17 protein-coding genes are annotated in these 21,725 nt (G+C 62.0%); 6 read left to right on the top strand and 11 right to left on the bottom strand.

Annotated features, from left to right (window positions below):
* The first annotated feature begins 2 nt into the window (after window positions 1-2).
* From KI231_RS16915 to KI231_RS16935, 5 genes are read left to right on the top strand one after another with little or no spacing between them, the layout of a single operon-like run.
* The gene (locus tag KI231_RS16915; protein ID WP_103302387.1) at window positions 3-365 is read left to right on the top strand and encodes an STAS domain-containing protein; all 363 of its coding nucleotides are present in this window, start codon (window positions 3-5) and stop codon (window positions 363-365) included.
* On the top strand, window positions 362-766 hold the full coding sequence (locus KI231_RS16920) for an anti-sigma regulatory factor (protein ID WP_103302388.1): 405 nt from the start codon (window positions 362-364) through the stop codon (window positions 764-766). Before KI231_RS16915 ends, KI231_RS16920 begins: the two co-directional genes overlap by 4 nt.
* Window positions 763-1,773 carry an ATP-binding protein gene (locus tag KI231_RS16925; protein WP_213028810.1) on the top strand — a complete coding sequence of 337 codons (1,011 nt, stop codon included), beginning with the start codon at window positions 763-765 and terminating at the stop codon, window positions 1,771-1,773. Before KI231_RS16920 ends, KI231_RS16925 begins: the two co-directional genes overlap by 4 nt.
* Window positions 1,766-2,641, top strand: a complete 876-nt coding sequence (locus tag KI231_RS16930) for a sensor histidine kinase (protein WP_103302389.1) — start codon at window positions 1,766-1,768, stop codon at window positions 2,639-2,641. The genes KI231_RS16925 and KI231_RS16930 overlap by 8 nt, the downstream gene beginning before the upstream one ends.
* Window positions 2,631-4,553 (top strand): PAS domain-containing hybrid sensor histidine kinase/response regulator, encoded by a 1,923-nt coding sequence (locus tag KI231_RS16935; RefSeq protein WP_212809169.1) that lies wholly within the window; start codon window positions 2,631-2,633, stop codon window positions 4,551-4,553. The genes KI231_RS16930 and KI231_RS16935 overlap by 11 nt, the downstream gene beginning before the upstream one ends.
* A 294-nt stretch (window positions 4,554-4,847) precedes the next feature.
* On the opposite strand, the gene KI231_RS16940 is transcribed toward KI231_RS16935, so the two are convergent.
* The 11 genes from KI231_RS16940 to KI231_RS16990 form a co-directional block, all read right to left on the bottom strand.
* Entirely contained in the window at window positions 4,848-7,481 is a 2,634-nt protein-coding gene (locus KI231_RS16940; RefSeq protein ID WP_212809170.1) for an excinuclease ABC subunit UvrA, read from the bottom strand.
* A 225-nt stretch (window positions 7,482-7,706) separates the two neighbouring features.
* Window positions 7,707-9,818 (bottom strand): hybrid sensor histidine kinase/response regulator, encoded by a 2,112-nt coding sequence (locus KI231_RS16945; protein ID WP_212809171.1) that lies wholly within the window; start codon window positions 9,816-9,818, stop codon window positions 7,707-7,709.
* A 134-nt stretch (window positions 9,819-9,952) separates the two neighbouring features.
* Window positions 9,953-10,642, bottom strand: coding sequence for a GntR family transcriptional regulator (locus tag KI231_RS16950; protein WP_212809172.1), 690 nt, complete (start codon window positions 10,640-10,642; stop codon window positions 9,953-9,955).
* A gap of 220 nt (window positions 10,643-10,862) precedes the next feature.
* Window positions 10,863-11,522: a DUF799 domain-containing protein gene (locus KI231_RS16955; protein WP_103302394.1), complete on the bottom strand. Its 660-nt coding sequence runs from the start codon at window positions 11,520-11,522 to the stop codon at window positions 10,863-10,865.
* Window positions 11,519-11,887 (bottom strand): DUF4810 domain-containing protein, encoded by a 369-nt coding sequence (locus tag KI231_RS16960; protein WP_212809173.1) that lies wholly within the window; start codon window positions 11,885-11,887, stop codon window positions 11,519-11,521. The genes KI231_RS16955 and KI231_RS16960 overlap by 4 nt, the downstream gene beginning before the upstream one ends.
* Before the next feature lie 29 nt (window positions 11,888-11,916).
* Window positions 11,917-12,603 carry a CsgG/HfaB family protein gene (locus tag KI231_RS16965; protein ID WP_177431358.1) on the bottom strand — a complete coding sequence of 229 codons (687 nt, stop codon included), beginning with the start codon at window positions 12,601-12,603 and terminating at the stop codon, window positions 11,917-11,919.
* Window positions 12,604-12,935: 332 nt separating this feature from the next.
* Entirely contained in the window at window positions 12,936-16,013 is a 3,078-nt protein-coding gene (locus KI231_RS16970) for an error-prone DNA polymerase (protein ID WP_212809174.1), read from the bottom strand.
* On the bottom strand, window positions 16,010-17,425 hold the full coding sequence (locus tag KI231_RS16975) for a Y-family DNA polymerase (protein ID WP_212809175.1): 1,416 nt from the start codon (window positions 17,423-17,425) through the stop codon (window positions 16,010-16,012). Before KI231_RS16975 ends, KI231_RS16970 begins: the two co-directional genes overlap by 4 nt.
* A 7-nt stretch (window positions 17,426-17,432) precedes the next feature.
* The gene (gene imuA, locus KI231_RS16980; RefSeq protein WP_212809176.1) at window positions 17,433-18,050 is read right to left on the bottom strand and encodes a translesion DNA synthesis-associated protein ImuA; all 618 of its coding nucleotides are present in this window, start codon (window positions 18,048-18,050) and stop codon (window positions 17,433-17,435) included.
* Window positions 18,050-18,667, bottom strand: a complete 618-nt coding sequence (lexA, locus tag KI231_RS16985; protein ID WP_103302399.1) for a transcriptional repressor LexA — start codon at window positions 18,665-18,667, stop codon at window positions 18,050-18,052. The genes imuA and lexA overlap by 1 nt, the downstream gene beginning before the upstream one ends.
* Before the next feature lie 166 nt (window positions 18,668-18,833).
* The gene (locus KI231_RS16990; RefSeq protein WP_103302400.1) at window positions 18,834-19,751 is read right to left on the bottom strand and encodes a LysR family transcriptional regulator; all 918 of its coding nucleotides are present in this window, start codon (window positions 19,749-19,751) and stop codon (window positions 18,834-18,836) included.
* 103 nt (window positions 19,752-19,854) lie between these two features.
* Here KI231_RS16990 and KI231_RS16995 point away from each other — a divergent pair, with 103 nt between their 5' ends.
* The gene (locus tag KI231_RS16995) at window positions 19,855-21,597 is read left to right on the top strand and encodes an amidohydrolase (protein ID WP_212809177.1); all 1,743 of its coding nucleotides are present in this window, start codon (window positions 19,855-19,857) and stop codon (window positions 21,595-21,597) included.
* Window positions 21,598-21,725 lie beyond the last annotated feature (128 nt).

Below are 21,725 nucleotides of genomic sequence, written 5' to 3' on the forward strand. Positions count from 1 at the left end.
GCATGGAACGTATTCCGATTCTTCAAATGGGCGACTTCCTGCTGGTGACCATCCAGGTCGACATGCATGACCAACTCGCCCTGACCCTGCAGGACGATCTGTCCGAACGCATCAGCAAAACCTCGGCGCGCGGGGTGTTGATCGACATCTCGGCGCTGGACATGGTCGATTCGTTCATTGGCCGGATGATCAGTACGATCTCCGGGCTGTCGAAAATCATGGACGCCGAAACCATGCTGGTCGGCATGCAACCGGCGGTAGCGATCACCCTGGTCGAACTCGGCCTGACCCTGCCCGGCGTCAGCACGGCGCTGAACGTCGAGCGGGGGATGAAACTGCTGCGAGAACGAGTACTTGCGCAATGATCGTGCGCAGCAGCGGAACTCAACCCATCCATATCGAGCAGGACGTGGTGCTGGCGCGCCAGACTGCACGCAAACTGGCGACCGAGTGCGGCATGCGCCTGATCGACCTGACCAAAATGGTCACGGCGGTCAGTGAACTGGCGCGCAACACCATGGTTTACGGTGGCGGCGGCGACATGGACTGGCAGATCCTCGATGACGATCACAAGGTCGGTTTGCGCCTGACCTTTCGCGACGAGGGTCCGGGCATTGCCGACATCAAACTGGCCATGACCGATGGCTGGACCTCCGGCAGCGGCATGGGCCTGGGCCTGACCGGCGCCAAACGCCTGGTCGAAGAGTTCGAACTGGACACCGAGCCTGGTAAAGGCACTCGCATAACGATTACCCGATGGACATGAACATCAGCGGGTCACTGACCCAGGTATTACTGATCGAAGACAACAGCCAGATCGGCCATGCCCGCCGTAGCGCACAACACCTCGCCGAACAACATGGTTTTGGTGAAAGCGATGCGGGGCGCGTGGCACTCATAGCCACCGAGCTTGCGAGCAACCTGCTCAAGCATGCCGGTCACGGCGAACTGCACCTGCGGTTGTTGCCGCGACAGGGCGACGCCGGTATCGAGTTGATCGCGGTAGACCGAGCCAAGGGTTTCGATCTGCAGGCGTGTCTGGCCGACGGTTTTTCCACTGGCGGCACTCAGGGCATTGGCCTGGGTGCGGTGTCACGCCAGGCCGACGTGTTTGACGTGTATGCCGACCATCGCGGCGCCGTGCTTCTCGCCCGGTTGTATCCGCGCAGCGACCGCCAGGCGGATCTGCTGTACGGCGTCAGCCAGCACTCACTGCATAATGATCCAGCCTGCGGCGATGTCTGGCATCTGGCGTATCACGGTGACGACATCAGTGCACTGATCGTTGACGGTCTCGGTCACGGCGAGGACGCCGAGCGTGCCGGTCGGGCCGGAGAGCAAGCCTTCGTTGACGCGCCGTTCAGCTCCCCTGTGGTGCTGATGGAAGATATGCACCGCGAGATGATCGGCACCCGTGGCGGCGCCGTGGCGTTTGCACAGTTTCGCGCCGACCGCGCCAGCCTGACGTTTGCCGGGGTCGGCAACATCGGCGCCAGTCTGATTGCCGCTGACAAATCGCGCGGCCTGGCCTCACATCCCGGCATCGTTGGCGGCCAATACCGAAAAGCCCAGCCCTTTGACTATGCTCACGTGAACGGACATTTATTGATCATGTACAGCGACGGCTTGCAGTCCCGTTGGAATCTTCAAGACTACCCCGGTCTGGTGCACCGCCATCCCGCCGTGATAGCCAGCGTCCTGCACCGCGATTTCTGTCGCGGGCGCGACGATGTAACGGTACTGGTCGTTGCCCTGGAGGCCGCCCATGGCTGAGTCGCTCAACTTGAGCAATGCCGAACAGGCCGCGCTGATCGCGCAACTGCAAAGCGAAACGGCGGCCCTGCGTGAAGAACTCGACGAAACCAACCAGGGCGTGCTGGCGCTGTACGCCGAACTCGACACTCAGGCCGAAGAACTGCGTCAGGCCTCGGATCTGAAAAGCCGCTTTCTGTCGTACATGAGCCACGAATTTCGCACCCCGCTGGGTTCGATCCTCAGCGTCAACAGCTTGCTGGCCGACGAGCTGGACGGGCCGCTGAGCCCCGAACAGCACAAACAGGTGGCGTTCGTCAGCAGCGCTGCCCGTGAACTCAGCGACATGGTCGATGACTTGCTCGATCTGGCGAAAATCGAAGCCGGGCGCATCAGCATCTCCCCTGCGTGGTTCGACATGTTTGACCTGTTCTCCGCCCTGCGGGGAATGTTCCGGCCGATTGTCGATGCGACGGCAGTGGACCTGATCTTTGAAGAACCGGTCGGCCTGCCGCGCCTGTACACCGACGACAAGAAACTCGCGCAGATCCTGCGCAATTTCATTTCCAACTCGCTGAAGTTCACCACCCGTGGCGAAGTGCGGGTCTCGGCGCGGCTTGAAGGTGCAGATAAGGTGCGCTTTGCCGTCAGCGACACTGGAATAGGTATCGCCGCCGAGTTGCATGGCGCATTGTTCGAGGACTTTTCCCAGGTCGACTCGCCGTTGCAGAAACGCCTGCGCGGCACCGGTCTGGGCCTGTCGTTGTGCAAACGCTTCGCCGCCCTGTTGGGTGGCGAGGTCGGCATGGACAGCGCACCGGGGGTCGGTTCGACCTTTTTCGTGATCATTCCGTTGGCGATCGCTCAGGAGAACGTCGATGAAACGTGACATGCGCCTGTTGATCGTCGATGACAACGTCGCCACCCGCTACGCCTTGCGCAAGCGTCTGGAACGCCACGGCTATGAGGTGCTGGAGGCTGGCACCGGTACCGACGGCCTGGCGTTGATCGAGCGCGAACCGCTCGATGCGCTGATTCTCGACGTCAACCTGCCGGACATGAGCGGCTTCGACATTGTCCGTATCCTGCGGGCCGACACGCGCACCGCGTTGCTGCCGGTAATCCATGTCTCGGCCGCGTCGATCCAGACCGGCGACATCATCACCGGCCTCAACGCCGGGGCCGATGCCTACCTGATTCATCCGGTCGACCCGGACGTGCTGCTGGCGACCTTGCGCACGCTGCTGCGGGTGCGCGACACGGAAAATGCCCTGCGCGAAAGCGAGGCGCGGTTTCGCGAGATTTTCGCCAATGTTTCCGCGCCGATTGCGGTGCTCGACGCCAATCTCAAGGTGCATGAGTGCAACCACGCATTCAACCAACTGATTCTGGATAACCAGGGTTCACAAACCCTGAGCGAATGTTTTGCCGACGAACAAGGCGCCATTCTCAATGAACTGCGTTTGCGCCTGGTTGATGGCGAGCGCTGGAAAGGCACGCTGAACATGCGCGTGCAGGGTGAAATTCGCGAAACCGAGTGGCAGATTTCGCCATATCGCACGCCACAACTGAGCCTGGTGTTCGTCGAGGACGTCACCGAACACCGCCATCGCGAACGTTCGCATCTGGCCCGGCTGGACGACACCACCACGCAACTGGCGCGTGCCGAATCGCAGCTGCTGCAAGTGCAGAAAATGGATGCGCTGGGCAAGCTCACCGGCGGCATCGCCCACGACTTCAACAACCTGCTGACCGGCATCATCACCAGCCTTGAGTTGATCCAGAAACGCATCGCCGATGACCGACCGGACAAGGTCAAGCTGTACGCTGAGGCGGCGCTGAATTCAGCGATGAGCGCGGCCGCCCTCACCCATCGTCTGCTGGCGTTCGCTCGCCAGCAACCGCTGGACACGCGGCCAGTGGATATCAACGAACACGTGCGTTCACTTGAAGAACTGTTGGTGCGCACCATCGGTGAACGGATTGCCCTCAAGCTTGAGCTGACCAACAAACCGGCAATTGCCCTGGTCGATCCGAGTCAGTTGGAAAGCGCAATGCTGAACCTGGTGATCAATGCCCGCGACGCGCTGCCTCAGGGCGGCAACATCTGGGTCAGCACTTACGCGGCGTATTCCCACGGCGATCCGAATCTGGCCGATGGCGCCTATGTGGCGTTGTCGGTGCGCGATGACGGCACCGGCATTGACCACAACGTGATCGACAAGGTGTTCGATCCGTTCTTCACCACCAAACCCCTGGGTCAGGGCACCGGATTGGGGTTGTCGACGATTTATGGTTTTGCCCGGCAGTCCGGCGGCGACGCGCACATCCGCAGCGTGGCCCGACGCGGCACCGAAGTGACGATCATGCTGCCGGCCACCAGCGATCCGACCGGAGTCGATATTCCAGCGGTGACGGTCAATCCGCAAGGCACCGGCGAGCACGTGTTGATTGTCGAAGACATGCCGTCGGTGCGCATGTTCGTCACTGAAGTGCTGGAGGATGCCGGCTATCGCTGCACCCAGGCGGCTGACATCGAAACCGCGCTGGAGCGTCTGCAAAATGACCCGTCGATCAACCTGCTGCTGAGCGACGTCGGCTTGCCGCGCATGAGCGGCCGCGAACTGGCAGACATTGCCCGGGGCTGGCGCGAGGGATTGCCGATCCTGTTCATGACCGGCTACACCGAAACGGCGATCAATCGCCAGGTATTCCTCGGCGAGGGCATGGAGCTGCTGATCAAACCGTTCCAGATCAGCGAACTGCTCGACAAGGTTCGCCGCACGATCGACGGCGCCTGACCCACCGCTATCGCTGGCAAGCCAGCTCCCACAGGTTTTGTGGTGTACCTGGAATACCAGTACACACCAGATCCCACAGGTTTTGCGGTGTACCTGGAATATCAATACACACCAGATCCCACAGGTTTTGCGGTGTACCTGGAATATCAGTACACACCAGACCCACAGTTTGGGGTGTACCTGAAATATCACTACACACCAGATCCCACAGTTTGGGTGTACCTGGAATACCAGTACACACCGGTCACTGTGGGAGCTGGCTTGCCAGCGATGAGGGCAGAACGGTCGGCGCTGTTATCGGCTCAAGGCGCGGGTGAGGAACGGCGCAGTCCGGCTCTTCTTGCTGGCGGCGACTTTCTGTGGAGTGCCGGCGACAACGATCTTGCCACCCTGATCCCCTGCCCCCGGGCCGATGTCGATCACCCAGTCACTCTGCGCCACCACACGCATTTCATGCTCGACCACAATCACCGTGTGCCCCGCTGTCACCAGCGTATCCAGTTGCTCCAACAGCCGATCGACATCGCGCGGATGCAGGCCGGTGGTCGGTTCATCCAGTACATACAAGGTTGCGCCACGCTGATTGCGCTGCAACTCGGTGGCCAGTTTGATCCGTTGCGCCTCGCCCCCGGACAATTCCGTAGCCGGTTGGCCGAGCCGCAGATAACCCAGGCCGATATCGTGCAACACCTCCAGCGAACGGCGAATACCCGGCTGCCCGGCAAACACCGCCAGCGCTTCATCGACGGTCAGTTGCAACACCTGCGCGATGCTCAAGCCTTCCCATAAAACTGCCAAAGTCTGCGGGTTGTACCGTGCGCCATGGCAGGTCGTGCAAGGTGCATACACGCTGGGCATGAACAGCAACTCGACACTGACAAACCCTTCACCTTCGCACGTCGCGCAACGGCCCTTGGCGACGTTGAAGGAAAACTGTCCGGCGTCATACCCCGCCGCCCGCGCTTCGGGCGTCGCGGCGAACAGCTTGCGCACGTTGTCGAACAGCCCGGTGTACGTCGCCAGATTGGAACGTGGGGTGCGGCCGATAGGTTTCTGATCGACCTGCACCAGCCGTTTGATCGACTCCAGACCGGCAATGACCTGACCGCTGCTGACTTGCGGCGCATCGTCTTCAAGACTGGGTTCTTCAGTTTCAGTCTCGACAGGCGGACGTCCCAGTTGCGCACCGACCAGTTCCAGCAACGCCTGACTGACCAGACTCGACTTGCCGGAACCGGACACACCCGTCACCGAAGTGAAACAGCCCAAGGGAAATTCGGCGCTGAGGTTGCTCAGGTTATTGCGGCTGATGCCCGCCAGTTTCAGCCAGCCCGAGGGCTTGCGCGCCGCCCGTGTCGGGCGCTGCTGGTCGGCGAACAGATAGGCGCGGGTCTGCGACTCTTCAACCTCGGCCAGCCCGGCAGGCGGGCCGCTGTACAACACCCGCCCGCCCTTCTCGCCCGCCGCTGGCCCGACATCGATCAGCCAGTCGGCGCGGCGCATGGTTTCCAGATCATGCTCGACCACAAACAGCGTATTGCCCTCGGCCTTCAAGCGCTGCAAAGCCTCGAACAGCGCCTCGCCATCGGCGGGATGCAGACCGGCAGAAGGCTCGTCGAGCACGTAGATCACCCCGAACAACTGCGAGCCCAATTGCGTGGCCAGACGCAACCGCTGCAACTCACCGGACGATAATGTCGGCGTGCTGCGCTCCAGTGCCAGATAGCCCAGACCCAGATCGGTCAGGGTACTGACCCGCTCCAGCAGATCCTCGGCAATCCGTTGCGCGGCCAGACGCTTTTCCAGTGACAGGTTCGGCGTGTGGCGCACATCCGGCGCGCTGGCGTGGCCACTGGCACCCTGGGCGACACGTTGCTGACGCGCTGCACGGGTCTGCGCATGGCTCAAGGTCTCGCCGGTTTCCTCGGCATGATCCAGGTAACTCGTCGCCGCCACCGGCCGCAACACTTCGGCGACTTGCAGCAGCGGCATTTGCGACAGCTCGCCAATGTCGTACCCGGCAAACGTCACCGACAACGCCTCACGCTTCAGACGTTTGCCCCCGCACAACGGGCAAGGGCTGCCAAGCATGAACTGCGCAACGCGCTTCTTCATCAGCGCACTTTGCGAATGCGTGAACGTGTGCAGGATGTAGCGGCGCGCGCCAGTGAAAGTGCCCTGATAACTCGGCTCCATCTTGCGCTTGAGGGCCACGCGGGTTTCTTCCGGGGTCAGCCCGGCGTACACCGGCACGGTCGGGGTTTCTTCGGTGAAGAGAATCCAGTCGCGCTGTTTCTTCGGCAACTTGCGCCACGGGATGTCGACGTCGATGCCCATGGTCACGAGGATGTCGCGCAGGTTCTGCCCCTGCCATGCCAGCGGCCAGGAGGCGACGGCGCGTTGGCGAATGGTCAGGTTCGGATCGGGCACCATCAGCGCTTCGGTGACTTCATACACCCGGCCCAGACCATGACATTGGGGGCAGGCGCCCTGTGGCGTGTTCGGCGAAAAATCCTCGGCGTACAACATCGCCTGCCCCGGCGGGTAACTGCCGGCGCGGGAATAAAGCATGCGGATCAGGCTCGACAGCGTGGTGACGCTACCCACCGACGAGCGCGTGCTCGGTGTCCCGCGTTGCTGTTGCAGCGCCACGGCTGGCGGCAGGCCTTCGATGGAATCGACATCCGGCACACCGACCTGATCGATCAGCCGTCGCGCATACGGCGCCACCGATTCGAAATAGCGCCGTTGCGCTTCGGCATACAAGGTCGAGAACGCCAGCGACGACTTGCCCGACCCGGACACCCCGGTGAACACCACCAGGGCATCGCGGGGGATGTCGACGTCGACATTCTTCAGGTTGTGCTCACGGGCGCCGCGCACCCGAACCATGCCGTCGGGTGCTTTGGAAGAACGTTTGGAAGTCATTGGCGGGCCTTTTCTGAAAAGTTGCAATCTCCGTAATTGCCGAGATCTTTGTGGCAAGTGAAACCTTTGTGGTGAGGGGATTTATCCCCGATTGGCTGCGCAGCAGTCACAGATACTGATAATAAGTTCACCTGGAAAACTGCTTGGGAGCGCTGCGCACTCCATCGGGGATAAATCCCCTCACCACAAATAATCACCTGCCCCTGAAAACACTTCTGTCGCAGGTCAGGCACCCAACACCGAACGAATCATCTGCAACAGCGCTTCGGGGCCATAAGGTTTGCCTAACAAATGTGTGTCGGGGCTGAGTTGGTGATTGCGCGAAATGATGTCGCGGGTGTGCCCGGAGGTGAACAGCACCGCCACCGGTGGCGACTGCACCTTGGCCCACGCCGCCAGGTCGGAGCTCTTGATCAGCCCCGGCATGACCACGTCGGTGAAAATCAGGTCGATGTCGGCGCCCTCCAGCAGCATTTGCATCGCAACATCGCCATTGGCGGCAGTCAGCACGCGATAGCCTTCCTCGCGCAGCAATTCCATCGCCGAGGCGCGCACCGCGTCGTTGTCCTCGACCACCAGAATCGTCTCGTGCCCCCCGTGCTGCTGCGGGTCTATGCTCGGCGACTCATCAACGATCGTGCGCAGGCTGCGCGGAAAGTACAACTGCACCCGCGTTCCCTCGCCCACGGTGCTGTCGATCTCGACATGCCCGCCGCTCTGCTTGACGAAGCCGAACACCATGCTCAGGCCGAGCCCGGTGCCCTGGCCGTCGGCCTTGGTGGTGAAGAACGGCTCGAAGACCTGCTCGAGCATCTGCGGCGGGATGCCCACGCCGGTATCGCTGACCGCTACGCGGACAAACTCCCCCGGGAGAATGCCTTTACCGATGCAGAACTCGCGGTTGAGCTTTACGTTGGAAGCGCTGAGTTCAATGGTGCCCTCGCCCTTCATCGCATCGCGGGCATTGATGGCCAGGTTGAGAATGGCGTTTTCCAGTTGATTGCGGTCGACGTTGATGTGCCACGGCTCGTGCGGCAACTGCACGTCGATCTGGATGGTTTCGCCCAATGCCCGTTGCAGTAACTCACCCACCCCTTCGAAAATTTTCCGCGGATTGCACACTGCGGGTGACAGCGGTTGACGGCGGGCGAACGCGAGCAATTGCGACGACAGCTTGGCGCCACGCTCGACCGCTGCCAGCGAGGCGCTGACCCGCCGTTGTACGTTGGCGTTGTCCGGCTCATGGCGCGCCAGCAAATGCAGGTTGCCGGCGATCACTTGCAACAGGTTATTGAAGTCATGGGCGACGCCACCGGTGAGTCCGCCAATCGCTTCGAGCTTCTGCGACTGACGCAATTGTTCTTCGGCGGTCAGGCGCGCCTCGACTTCATCGGCCACACGCTGCTCAAGGTTACGGGTGAATTTCAGCAGCGATTCTTCGGCGGTCTTGCGTTCATGGATATCGATCAGGACGCCGGGGAAACGCAAGGCCTGGCCGCGCTCGTTGAACTCGCAGCCGCCGCTGGCCAGAACCCACAGGTAACTGCCATCGCTGCGCAACACCCGGTATTCGGCGTTATATGGCTCGCCGGTCTGCACGCAATGGGCGACGCGTTCCTGTACCCAGGCACGGTCATCGGGGTGAATACGTGATTCGGCAATGTGCTGCGCCAGATTGCTCAGGTCATGCTTCGGCGGATAGGAAAACGTGCGGGCAAAACGCTCATCGGCCGACAGCACATTGTTCTTCACGTCCCAGACGAAAGAACCGAGCAAGGCCCCGGCATTCAGCGCCAACCGCACCCGCTCGTTGTCAGCGCGATAGGCTTCCTCGGCGGCCTGGCGCAAACGCTCGGAACGAATGAATTCGGTGGTTTCCACCACCATCGCCATCACCCCGGACGGGCGTCCTTCGTCGTCAGCCACGGGGCTGTAATAGAGATCCATCCAGACATCTTCGGGCACGCCGTTGCGCAGCAGCACCAGTTCCTTGTTGCGATACGACAAGGTGCCGCCGGCCAGACAGGTGTCCACCACATGCCGGTTGAACTCGGCGACCTCCGGCCAGCCCAGCTCCACCGGAGAGCCCAGCAGGTACGGATGGCGGCCACCGGCGAATTCGGAGTAGGCATCGTTGTAGATCATGTAACCGGCATGCCCCCAGAGCATCACCATCGGCAGCGGCGAAGCGAGCATCATCTGCACCGTGCTGCACAGGCTGGCCGGCCAGTCCTGCAACGGACCTAGTTCAGTGGCGCTCCAGTCAAACGCACAAATGCGTCCGGCCATTTCGCCTTTCCAGCCGCCACAGCCGTGGCTATCCGATAAAAACTGCATCGACTGACTCAGTGTCCTGTGGTGGTTGCCCGATAAACCGCGACGCCCAATACAACGCAACGCCCGTGTGTTTCGAGCGTCGCCGAACGCATTGGTTTCATTAGAGGTATAGCCGATTTCGCTCTACCCGGAACTCAGACCCCGATCAAGTGCTTGAGCGGATGGTAGCCAGTTTTCATCTTCGCGGCGACGTCCAGAATCGCCTTCTCGATGCCATTGAGATGCACGCAGGTCAACTCGATGGCGGCGCTCTGATTACCGGCCTCGATGTACTCGATCAGGCGCAAGTGTTCATCGTCGCGGCAGGCTTCGTGGCTGTCGTCATCCAGCGCGGCGGCGTACAGTGATGCGCGGGAAATCAGCTTCTGGAACCAGTCGAGCAACACCGGATTATTGAGGCTGCGCGCCAGTTTGATGTGGAACTCGCCGAGCAGGTGAATCAGCCGTTGGTGATCCCCCGCCGCGTGCGCTTGGTCTTCCAGGAGCAGGTGCTCGCGCAGATCCTGCATCGCTGCCGTGTCCTTGCGCCGGCACAGTTCGGTGACGATGCCGATCTCGATCAGGCGCCGGGTTTCGAACAGCGAACGGATCTCTTCGTTGCTCGGTAACGACACCAATGCACCCTTATTGGGCTCGGTGGTGACCAGTCCATCGGCCTCCAATTGCTTGAGCGCGGCACGCACCGACGTGCGGCTGACATTGAATAACTCCGCCAACGAGGCCTCGCCCAGCTTCATGCCAGGGCGCAACGAGCGCTTGCTGATCGCCTCGTAAACCCCTTGGTAGACGCGGTCGACCGTGGTTTCCGGTTTCTTTTCGGTCATTCGAAAGCTCCTTCAATGCTGGCAGCGCAGCCGGGCGCATTAACTGCCGCGCAGAATATCGCCTTCAGCGTGAAGATGCAGGTTCTTGATCAAGAGTTGAATGAGAGCGCGGTCGTGCGAGTGCGGGGGGCGACCTGGACAGAGGAGTCCAGTGCGAGGGGTCAACAGATGTGGCGAGGAAGATTGCTCCCTCGCCACAAAGGCATCAGTGTTTCAAGGCTTAGTCGGTGCCGTATTTCGGCGAACGCGGCCCGTACAGCAGGCCCGCCGGATGCCCGGCCGACAGCAGGCGATTGCTCGCCACACCGGCAATCGGATAACCGGCATCGGTGGAGCTGTTGATGATCTGCTTCACCGCCGCCGTGATCAGCATGCCGATCAGACCGCCGCCACTGTTGTTGCCGCCCTCTTCGCTCGACGCCCGCGCCGAGCCGGTCCACAGCGTCGTGCCGGTTTTCAGATCAACCAGTTTCGCTGTCGCCGTCACCGCCGTTTCGCTGCTGATCACCATGTAACGCGTACCGTACTCGGTCACGGTGATGTACAGCGCCGCGTCGGCGCCGAAGATTTCCTTCAGCTTGGCCGGTGGTGCCTGATGGATGTCATCCGGGGTGGTCAGGCCGTTCTGGCGGAACGTCTCGTCGACCAACGTGATGGGCAACACGTAGTAACCGGCCTCGGCCAGCGGGAACGTCACCTGCGACAGCAGGCTGTACGACGCCTTGACGTCCGGCGAGGTGTTCAGCGGCGGCAGCACCAGAATGCTTTTCGGCCGGGCTTGCTTGTACGCCGAATAGTCCACGGACTTGGGAGCGACGCAGCCACCGAGCACGGTCAGCGCCAGCGCTGCGCCCAACAGTTTTACTACGCGCGAGATCATTGGGCTTCACCGGTCTTGGCGTTTTTTAGCAGAAAGTCCATGTAAGTCCCGGACTCGGGAAACAGGGTCTTCTCGGTGCGCAACTGCTGCACCATCTGATCGTCCTTGCCCATGCTCAGGTACAGCAGACCGAGATGTGCGTGGTAACCCGGCGGAACGGCTTTGCCACTGGCGCGGATCTTTTGCAGATCGGTTTCCAGCGCTTCGGCCTGGGCTTCTTTCGGCGTTTCGCTTTTGAAGTATTCGTAGACCTGCGGCTGGTAGCCTTCCCACTGGTACAGGGTTTGCGGACTGCTGCAACCGGCCAGCAAGGCGCTGGCGGCCAGCGTCAGGGCCATCAGCGGCCGCGACAGAATCGAATTCATGGGGTGTTGCTCCTTGCAAATGGGGGCTTTCAGTTGCCCGGTTTCCAGGCACCGGCGTTCATGCCATCGACCAGACGATTGATCGCCTCGCGCATGGCCAGATCGAGAACTTTGCCGTTGAGGGTCGAGTCGTAGGCAGCGGTGCCGCCGAAGCCGACGATTTCGCGGTTGGACAAGGCGTACTCGCCGGCGCCCTGGGTCGAATACACCACTTCGGACGTGCTGATATTGACGATATTCAGGTTGACCTTGGCGTAGGCAACCTGGGTCTTGCCGCGACCGAGAATGCCGAACAACTGGTGATCGCCCGTCTCTTTGCGGCCGAACTCGGTGACGTCACCGGTGACCACGTAATCGGCGCCTTTGAGACGCTGGGCCTGGCCCTTGATCGCCGCTTCCTGTTGGATTTCGCCCATGTTGTCGCGATCCAGCACGCTGAAGCGATTGGTCTGCTGCAAGTGGGTGATCAGGATGGTCTTGGCCTGACCGCCTAGACGATCGACGCCATCGGAGAAGATCCCGCGCATGTAGCTGGAGCGGTTATCGAACTTGCCCACCGCCATTGGCACGCGAACACCGGTCCAGACTTGCGTGGCGCTTTCAACTTTAGCCACTGGCAACGCGCGGGAGCTTTCGGTGGCGCAGCCGGAGAGCGTGGTGGCCAGCGTGCCAAGCACGGCGATGGCAACGCCCGAGACCAACATCCGGGAGATCATTCTCACTGGGTATTTCCTTCTTGAAAAACGGTATGTCCCGGCGTGATAAAGCGCTGGGCAGCGGAAAAGGGCCGGCATTATGACAAAGTGCCATCACTGAAGACAGATTTTTTTGACGTCAGTTAATTGGCTTGACTTGGTCCTACACAAATCCACTGTGGGAGCGAGCCTGCTCGCGAAAGCGGTGTATTGATCGTTCCCACGCTCTGCGTGGGAATGCAGCCACGGACGCTCCGCGTCCGCTGTGACGCGGAACGTCACGGGAGGCGTTACCACGCAGAGCGTGGGAACGATCAGACAGGGGGTTTTGTGTTTGGCCTGAGGTGGAAGAATCAGTGGAAGTCGCGGCTCTGCACGCGGATGCCGTTGAGCAGCGGGCTCAGGTCGCTCAGACGCCCGGCGATCAGGTGGCGCACTTCGCCTTGACGTTCCCAGCGGCCATCGACCCTGAGCAGTTGCGAGCCGACCAGCACCTGGCGCTGACGCTCGGCCAGATCGCGCCAGACCACCACATTGACGTTGCCGAACTCGTCTTCCAGGGTGACAAAGGTCACGCCGCTGGCGGTGCCCGGTCGTTGCCGGCCCGTGACCAGACCGGCAATGCTCACCGGCCGCCCGTGTTCAACATCGAGCAACTCTTGCGAACTGCGGCAGCGCAGCGCCTTCAATTCGCCCCGCAACAGCGCCAGCGGATGCGGCCCCAGCGTGGTGCCCACCGTCGTGTAATCGGCGTGCAGATCCTCGCCGACGCTGGGTTTTGGCAGCACCACATCAGGCTCTTCCTGGCTCGGCAATCCGGCAAACAACCCAAGTTGTTTCTGCACCCCGGCGACTTCCCAGCGCGCCCGGTGACGATGCCCGGCCAGGCCGCGTAATGCTCCGGAATCCGCCAGCAACGCCTGCGCCCGACTGTCGAGCGCAGCCCGCTCGCCCAGATCGGCAACGTCGGCAAACGCCCCACGCGCACGCGCCGCTTCAATGCGCTGGGCATCGTCTTCGCGAAAACCCTTGATCATGCGCAGGCCCATGCGAATCGCCGGTTGCGCGCCGCTGATCGGTTCCAGGCTGCAATCCCAGTCACTGGCGCGCACGTCCACTGGACGAATCTGCAACTGATGCCGCCGGGCGTCCTGGAGAATCTGATCGGGGCTGTAGAAACCCATCGGCCAACTGTTGATCAGCGCACAGGCGAAGGCCGCCGGTTCGTGGCACTTGAGCCAGCAACTGGCGTAGGTCAACAAGGCGAAACTGGCGGCGTGGGATTCGGGGAAACCGTAGCTGCCGAAACCCTTGATCTGCTCGAAGATCTGCGCGGCGAATTCTTCCGTGTAGCCGTTTTTCTTCATGCCGGCGGCCAGACGTGCCTTGTGCGGCTCCAGACCGCCGTGACGTTTCCACGCGGCCATGGAGCGGCGCAACTGATCGGCCTCACCGGGGCTGTAGTCGGCGGCGACAATGGCGATCTGCATCACCTGTTCCTGAAACAGCGGTACGCCGAGGGTTCTTTCCAGCACCACCTTGAGTTCTGGCGACGGATAGGTTTCCTCTTCTTCCTTGTTCCGCCGGCGCAGATACGGATGCACCATCCCGCCCTGAATCGGCCCCGGCCGGACGATGGCCACTTCGATCACCAGATCATAGAACTTCGCCGGTTTCAGGCGCGGCAGCATCGACATCTGCGCTCGCGATTCGATCTGGAACACGCCGATGGTGTCGGCGCGGCTGATCATCTCGTAGGTCGGTTTGTCTTCGGCCGGGATGTTCGCCAGGCTCAGATCCATATTGCGATGGCGGCGCAGCAAGTCGAAACAGCGGCGGATCGCGCTGAGCATGCCCAGCGCGAGGATATCGACCTTGAGCAGCCCCACCGCGTCGAGGTCATCCTTGTCCCACTGAATGATCGTGCGGTCGGCCATTGCCGCGTTCTCCACCGGCACCAGTGTGTCCAGCGGCTGCTCGGAAATCACGAAACCGCCGGGGTGTTGCGACAGGTGCCGGGGGAAGCCGATCAGTTGCCCGGTCAGGCTCAAAACCCGGCGCAGCACCGGGCTGTCGGGGTCAAACCCGCCTTCGAGCAAGCGCGCCACTGGCGGCGTTTCATCGCTCCAGTGGCCGCAGCAATCGGCCAATGCGTTGATCTGATCCGGCGGCAACCCCAGCGCCTTGGCCACATCGCGCACGGCCCCGGCGGCGTGATAGGTGCTGACCACCGCCGTCAGCGCCGCGCGATGACGGCCATAACGACGGAACACGTATTGCAGGACTTCTTCGCGGCGTTCGTGTTCGAAGTCGACATCGATGTCCGGTGGCTCGTTGCGCTCTTTCGACATGAATCGCTCGAACAGCAACGTCGTGCGATCCGGATCGATCTCGGTAATACCCAAGGCAAAACACACCGCCGAGTTGGCCGCCGAACCCCGCCCCTGACAGAGGATGTGCTGCTTGCGAGCGAAGCTCACCACGTCGTGTACGGTGAGAAAGTAGCTTTCGTAGCCGAGTTCGGCGATCAGTTCCAGCTCAGCGTCGATCTGCTTGAGCACTTTGGCCTGCGGTCCTTGCGGCCAGCGCCAGGCGATGCCTTCTTCGGTCAAATGCCGCAACCAGGAACTGCCGGTATGCCCCTCCGGCACCAACTCCTTGGGGTATTGATAACGCAACTGGCCGAGATCGAAGGTGCAGCGTCGGGCCAGCTTCACTGATGCCTCCAGCAATGCCGACGGATACAGCTCGCGCACTATCTCAACGCTACGCAAATGCCGCTCGCCATTGGGATGTAAACGCAATCCGGCCTCGGCCACCGGCATGTGATGGCGGATCGCGGTCATGGTGTCCTGCAAGGCACGCCGGCCCCGGGCGTGCATATGCACATCGCCACTGGCCACGGCGGGAATCTGCAACTCGGCGGCCAGACTCAGCAGCATCGCCAACCGTCGCTGATCGTCCTGCCCGCGATGCAGTTGTACCGCCAGCCACAGCCGTTCACCGAAGGTCTGTTTCAGCCAACGGCCCTCCTCCACATCCTCCACAGTGTCCGGCACCCACAACACCAACAACCCGGGCAGCGCTTCGCTGAAGTCCTCGCGCAGCACTTGATACTGGCCTTTCTGCGTACGACGCCGGGCACGGGTGATCAAACCGCACAGCGCCTGATAACCCTCAAGGTTCTCCACCAGCAGCACCAGTTTCGGGCCGTTGTCGATACGGATCTCGCTGCCGATGATCAGCGGCAGCTCAACGGATTTCGCCGCTTGCCAGGCGCGAACGATCCCGGCCAGGGTGCATTCGTCGGTGATCGCCAGCGCCTGATAGCCGTGCTTTTTCGCCCGCTGAAACAGTTCCAGCGCACTGGACGCACCGCGCTGAAAACTGAAGTTCGACAGGCAGTGCAGTTCGGCGTAGCCAGCGTTCATGCAAACCAGCCCTGCAGCCACAACGGACCGTCCTCGCCCACCGCCCGATAGGCCCAGCCTTGCTGACCGGCGCGGTTCTGGATCAGGTAGTAATCGCGACGCACATCGTCACCATCCCACCAGCCGGATTCGATGCGCTCGGGGCCCATGAGGATCCGCGCCGAACCTTGCGGCACGCTCTGCGGCTCGCCGAGCAACCAGCCCGGGCGGTGGACACTGGGCAAGCCTGAGCACGGTTGTTTATCGACGCCGTTTTGCCAGGCGCACTCTGGCCGGTGATCCGCCTGAAAGCGCAGCCCTTGTACCGCGTCATCCCCCAGCCGAGCGCGCAGGCGTTCGCGCAATTGCTCCCAGGGCAAGGTCTGCTGCGGACGGTCGTCGAACAGCTCCTGAAACTGCGGCACAAAACTCGGCAGATCTTCGGCGCGCAAACGGAAGCCACGCACCGGTGCCTCGACCTGCACCTGCTCCAGCCGACCACGGGCCAGTTCGAAGAGCATCGCCGGATCGCGTTCGGCGCTGAGCAGACCGACCTTGATCACGGTGTCCGGCAGCCCGGCGTGTTCCAGATGCAGACCAAAGCGCTGCACGCCGCTGTCACGCCCGCACAGGAACGCCGACAGATCACCGGTCAGACGCCGTAACGGGAATAACAAGGCCTGATGGGATTGCACGTCGAAATTCAGTTCGATGCGCACATCGAAACGATCCGGCGGCAAGTAAAACTCCAGCGCCAATGGCCGCGCACCGAACAAGGTGTCGAGGTGTTTGAGCATCGGCGCCTCGAAACGCCGGGCCAGCGCCTGGCGGGGCAGGCTCTGCACCTGACTCAGATTGCGCAGGCCCATGCGCGACAACGCCGTGGCCACGCCCGGCTCCAGACCGACGCGGTCGATCGGCAACTGGCCGAGGTGATGCTGCAAGGCCTCGCCGTCCGGCACCACCAGCCCGTCATAAGCGTTGGCCAGAATGCGCGCGGCCGCGGGGTTGGGCGCCGCGACAATGCGATGACGGAAACCCAGATCGGTCAGTTCCTTGCGCAGTCGTGCTTCGAACTGCGCCCAGGAACCGAACAGACCCAGGCTGGATTCGATCTCGAACACCACGGTGCGTGGGTAATGCACGCTGACTTGCGCACTGAAACCGTAGGCCCACGCGGCGAGAAACCGCTGCCAGTGTTCAACCTCGGCCACCTCGTAATCGGCGGTGGCGAAACCTTTGCTCATGGCCTGCGCGGCCGTCATCGACTGGCCGGGGCGCAAGCCGAGCTGGCGTGCCGCCGGGTTGACCGCTTGCAACACCCGACGCTGGGCCGGACCGCTCAGCAGCACCAACGGCTCAGCAGGATCGGGCCGCTGACGCAGCACGGCGTCGAGGGCCAATTGCGGAAAAACAATACACACCCAGCGCATGACGACCTCAATGCCCCACGGCAAAGGCAATCGGCGCTGTACGCGCCAGTCCGCCACGGCACTTGAGCACGCGCAGTTGCGCAGGTTTGGCATCGATGGCAATGCGCAGCGCTGCCGGCGACGGGTTGACCGCTTCGCTCAACGGTCGCCAGGCGAATGCCAGGGTCTGGCCGGTTTCCGCCGCCACCTGCAAGCGCCGCAATGCGCGGTCGTCAGCCTTGTGCGGCCAGCACAGCACCGCGCCGCAACTGCCCGAGCGCAGGCATTGTTCCGCGGCCCACAAGGCATCGCGTTCACTGGCCTGGATCACCGACAACTGGCGCAGATCGACCCCGGCGTTTTCCCATGCCTGCGGATACGGCACAAACGGTGGCGCCACCAGCACGATGCGCTCGCCTGCCGCCGAGAGTCGCGCCAGCGTCGGCCAGACCAGTTGCAGTTCGCCGACACCGGGGCCGGCCAGCAGAATTTCGCTCAGTGCCGCCTCCGGCCAGCCACCGCCGGGCAATGCCGCGTCCAGCGCGGCATGGCCGGTGGGTTGTGGACTGGCCGCCGGAGGCGCAGGCCGGCCCTTCCAGACCTGGCCGCCATTGAACAGCGTATCCAACGCAACGACGGCGCCCATCAGCCTTGCCTCACCAGACCGCAGAACACCCCTTCGATGGCCAGATCCTGATCATCGCCCACGACAATCGGCTGATACGCCGGGTTGCGCGGCAACAGCCGCACCGTGTCGCCGACACGTTCAAAACGTTTGATGGTGACTTCTCCGTCGAGCCGCGCCACGACGATCTGGCCATTCAACGCCTCGGGATTACGCCGCACGCCGACCAGATCGCCGTCGAGAATGCCGTCCTCGATCATCGAGTCGCCCTGCACCCGCAGCATGTAATCGGGTGTGCGGGAGAACAGCGCCGGGTCGAGCATCAAGCGGCTATGGATATCGGCATCGGCGCCAATCGGTGCACCGGCGGCCACCCGACCGAGCACCGGGATGTCGAGCAATTCCGGACGTGGCGGTTGCCCGAGCAAACGAATGCCCCGGGCCTGATGCGGATTGACCTCGATAAACCCGGCTTCGGTGAGCGCCAGCACATGCTTGCGCGCCACGCTACGGGAGGCAAAACCAAAAGCCTCGCTGATTTCAGCGAGGCTTGGGGGCTGACCGTGTTCGGCGATGCGTTCGCGGATAAAGGTCAGGATGGCGGTACGGCGGGGAGTCAGATTCGTCATGGAGTACATTTGTACTCCTGTAGGATTTTCCTGACAAGCGCCACAGGTCGGCCTACACCTTGATCGTTCCCACGCTCCGCGTGGGAATGCAGCCCGTGACGCTCCGCGTCACTGGACGCAGAGCGTCCCCAGAGGCATTCCCACGCAGAGCGTGGAAACGATCAAGGACTGGGTGTCAGTTGAGGCCGCGTTCAGCGAGGAATGCGCCGATGTAATCGATGAACGCCACGACTTTCGCCGTGGCCCGCCGATGGCTCGGGTACACCGCCAGAATGTGCGGGCCGAAGGTATCCGGGTCGATGTCGTAGTCGGCCATGACCCGCACCAGACGCCCGTCGGCAATGTACGGCGCGGCGCTCCACAGCGGCGTGTGCAGCAAACCGCGCCCGGCCAGGGCGCTGGCCAGCAACAGGTCGTAATTGTCACTGCGTAATAACGGTGTTGCAGGTTGTGCCAGGCTCAAGCGCTGGCCATCGCGCTCGGCCCACCAGAATTCACGGCTGAGCAACGGATGCCGGTACAGCAGCCATTCATGCTGATCGAGGGTTTGCGGGTTCACCGGCAAACCCTTGCGCGCCAGATATTCCGGGCTGCCGCAAAGGGCCAGGCGATTGCTGCCGACCACCCGCGCAATCAGCCCCGGCAGGTCATCATGGCCTTCGCGCAAGGCCAGGTCATAACCGCTTTCGAGCAGATTGACGAACGCGTCGCACAGGTCCACTTGCAGGCTGATCTGCGGATATTGCTGCAAGAAACCGTCGCACACCTGATCGAGAAACGCCCGTCCATACGCCAGCGGCGCAGTGATTTTCAAGCTGCCGCGCAAACCATGTTGCAGCTGTTCGATTTCCTCGCTGGCCTCCTCCAGCCGCTGCAACACCAACCGTGCGGTTTCCAGATACACCCGGCCGATCTCGGTCAGCAAAATCCGCCGCGTGCTGCGTTCGAACAGCCGCGCGCCGAGTTCCGTTTCGAGGTGATTGACCGCTTTGGTCAGGGCTGACGGGGTCTTGCCGAGTTGCTCGGCAGCGCGACTGAAACTGCCGAGCTGGGCCGTGACCACAAACATTTTCAATGCACCCAACTTGTCCATGCTTTTTCCATTCAGGCAAAAACGTTTTTCGTGAGGGAGGCGTTCTGTTGGCCGTTGCCAGCCACTAATCTGGCCATCAGACGCAATAACAAGGAAATCTTCAATGAAAAGATTCATCCCGAGCCTGTTGGCTGCCGCCGTAAGTTTTGCCTCGATGGAAGCCATGGCCGCTACCGATCTGGTGCTGCTCAACGGCAAGATTTTCACTGCTGACCGCACTCAACCCAAGGTTCAGGCACTGGCCGTAGAGAATGGCAAGGTGCTGAAAGTCGGCAGCGATGCGCAGATCAAAGCGCTGATCGAACCCGGTACCCAAGTGATCGACCTCAAAGGCAAAGCACTGATGCCCGGCCTGATCGACAGCCATTCCCACGCGATTTTCGGTGGACTGGAAATGGTCTCGGCGAACATGGAAGACGAAGTCGTCGCCCTCGATGAGCTGGAAAACAACCTGCGCACCTGGCGTGACGACGGTACGGCCAGACACGGCGATGTCTTGAGCATCGCGGGCATGAGTTCGAAGTACTGGGCACAAGCCGAAGCCTTGGGCAAAACCTTCAACAGTGGCGAATGGGCCAACGTGCCGGTGGTGTTCATTGGCAGTGACCACCACACCGCGTGGGCCAACAACGTCATGCTCAAGCGCGCCGGCATCGACGCCGCAATGCTGAAAACCCTGCCCGACGCGGAAAAAGACACCATCGGCAAACTGGTCAGCGGCGAACCCAACGGCTTTGTGGTCGATGCCGGTTGGGATCGGGTCGCCTCGAAAATGCCGGTGCCGAGTGCCGCCGACATGCTCAAAGCCGCACAGTCCGCCGTACGTTTCAATAACAGCCTCGGCATCACGGCGTGGATGGACCCCGCCGCCAACGCCGCACCGGGCGAAGCGGTTTTCGCCCTCAAGCCCACCGAGAAAACCGTCGGCGTGCTGCCGGCCTATAAGGCCTTGTCGGAAAGCGGCGACATGAGCGTCCACGTCGCCGCATTGTTAGTGGCCAATCCAAAAAGCGTGCCGGCCGACCTCGATACGCTGGAAAAGGTGCGCCAGCAATTCCAGGGCATCCCCAACCTGACCCTGCCCGGCATCAAGATCTTCGCCGACGGCGTGATCGAATACCCGGCGCAAAGCGCAGCGATGATCGATCCCTACAGCAACTCGCACAAACAGGGCGAACTACTGATCGACCCGCAGCATTTCGGCGAACTGGTCAGCGCCATCGACCAGCGCGGCTGGCTGGTGCACATTCATGCCATCGGCGACCGCGCGGTGCGCGAATCGCTGAACGGCATCGCCCAGGCGCGCAAGGATCGCCAGAGTGGCGTGACGCACTCGATCACCCACCTGCAAATGGTCAATCCAAAAGAGTTCGCCCGCTTCAAGCCGCTGAACGTGATCGCCTCGATGCAATTGCTCTGGGCCAGCGCCGACGATTACACCACCGACATGATCAAGCCCTACGTCAGCGCCCTCGCCTTTCGCTATCAATACCCGGCGCATTCGCTGCTGAAACAGGGCGCGACGATTGCCGGCGCCAGTGACTGGCCGGTGTCGTCGCCGAACCCGTTCAACGCCATGGCCCAGGCGATCACCCGCGTCGGCCCGCTGGGCGTGCTCAACGCCGACGAGCGTCTGGACCGCGAAACCATGTTCTACGCCTACACCGCCAACGCGGCACGCACCATCGGCCTGGACCAGCAGATCGGTTCGCTGACACCGGGCAAACAGGCCGACTTCATCGTGCTCGACCGCGATGTGTTCAGCGTCGACGCCAAAGCCCTGCATGACACCCAGGTTTTGCAAACCTGGTTCGGCGGCCGTCAGGTCTACACCGCCGCCCAATAACACCAAAAATCCCCCTGTAGGAGTGAGCCTGCTCGCGATAGCGGTGTGTCAGTCACCATCCGCGCTGAATGAACCACCGCTTTCGCGAGCAGGCTCGCTCCCACAAGGTCTGTGAGGGTGGCTGAGAT

Origin of the sequence: Pseudomonas sp. Seg1, assembly GCF_018326005.1 — a bacterium.
Classification (GTDB): domain Bacteria; phylum Pseudomonadota; class Gammaproteobacteria; order Pseudomonadales; family Pseudomonadaceae; genus Aquipseudomonas.

Coding starts and splice junctions, on each gene's coding strand:
- KI231_RS16960 (WP_212809173.1), bottom strand. CDS start 11,887: ATGAATTCGATTCTGTCGCGGCCGCTGATGGCCCTGACGCTGGCCGCC.
- KI231_RS16935 (WP_212809169.1), top strand. CDS start 2,631: ATGAAACGTGACATGCGCCTGTTGATCGTCGATGACAACGTCGCCACC.
- KI231_RS16945 (WP_212809171.1), bottom strand. CDS start 9,818: ATGCAGTTTTTATCGGATAGCCACGGCTGTGGCGGCTGGAAAGGCGAA.
- KI231_RS16965 (WP_177431358.1), bottom strand. CDS start 12,603: ATGATCTCCCGGATGTTGGTCTCGGGCGTTGCCATCGCCGTGCTTGGC.
- KI231_RS16950 (WP_212809172.1), bottom strand. CDS start 10,642: ATGACCGAAAAGAAACCGGAAACCACGGTCGACCGCGTCTACCAAGGG.
- KI231_RS16975 (WP_212809175.1), bottom strand. CDS start 17,425: ATGCGCTGGGTGTGTATTGTTTTTCCGCAATTGGCCCTCGACGCCGTG.
- KI231_RS16940 (WP_212809170.1), bottom strand. CDS start 7,481: ATGACTTCCAAACGTTCTTCCAAAGCACCCGACGGCATGGTTCGGGTG.
- imuA (WP_212809176.1), bottom strand. CDS start 18,050: ATGGGCGCCGTCGTTGCGTTGGATACGCTGTTCAATGGCGGCCAGGTC.
- KI231_RS16970 (WP_212809174.1), bottom strand. CDS start 16,013: ATGAACGCTGGCTACGCCGAACTGCACTGCCTGTCGAACTTCAGTTTT.
- KI231_RS16930 (WP_103302389.1), top strand. CDS start 1,766: ATGGCTGAGTCGCTCAACTTGAGCAATGCCGAACAGGCCGCGCTGATC.
- KI231_RS16925 (WP_213028810.1), top strand. CDS start 763: ATGAACATCAGCGGGTCACTGACCCAGGTATTACTGATCGAAGACAAC.
- KI231_RS16995 (WP_212809177.1), top strand. CDS start 19,855: ATGAAAAGATTCATCCCGAGCCTGTTGGCTGCCGCCGTAAGTTTTGCC.
- KI231_RS16955 (WP_103302394.1), bottom strand. CDS start 11,522: ATGATCTCGCGCGTAGTAAAACTGTTGGGCGCAGCGCTGGCGCTGACC.
- KI231_RS16990 (WP_103302400.1), bottom strand. CDS start 19,751: ATGGACAAGTTGGGTGCATTGAAAATGTTTGTGGTCACGGCCCAGCTC.
- KI231_RS16915 (WP_103302387.1), top strand. CDS start 3: ATGGAACGTATTCCGATTCTTCAAATGGGCGACTTCCTGCTGGTGACC.
- lexA (WP_103302399.1), bottom strand. CDS start 18,667: ATGTACTCCATGACGAATCTGACTCCCCGCCGTACCGCCATCCTGACC.
- KI231_RS16920 (WP_103302388.1), top strand. CDS start 362: ATGATCGTGCGCAGCAGCGGAACTCAACCCATCCATATCGAGCAGGAC.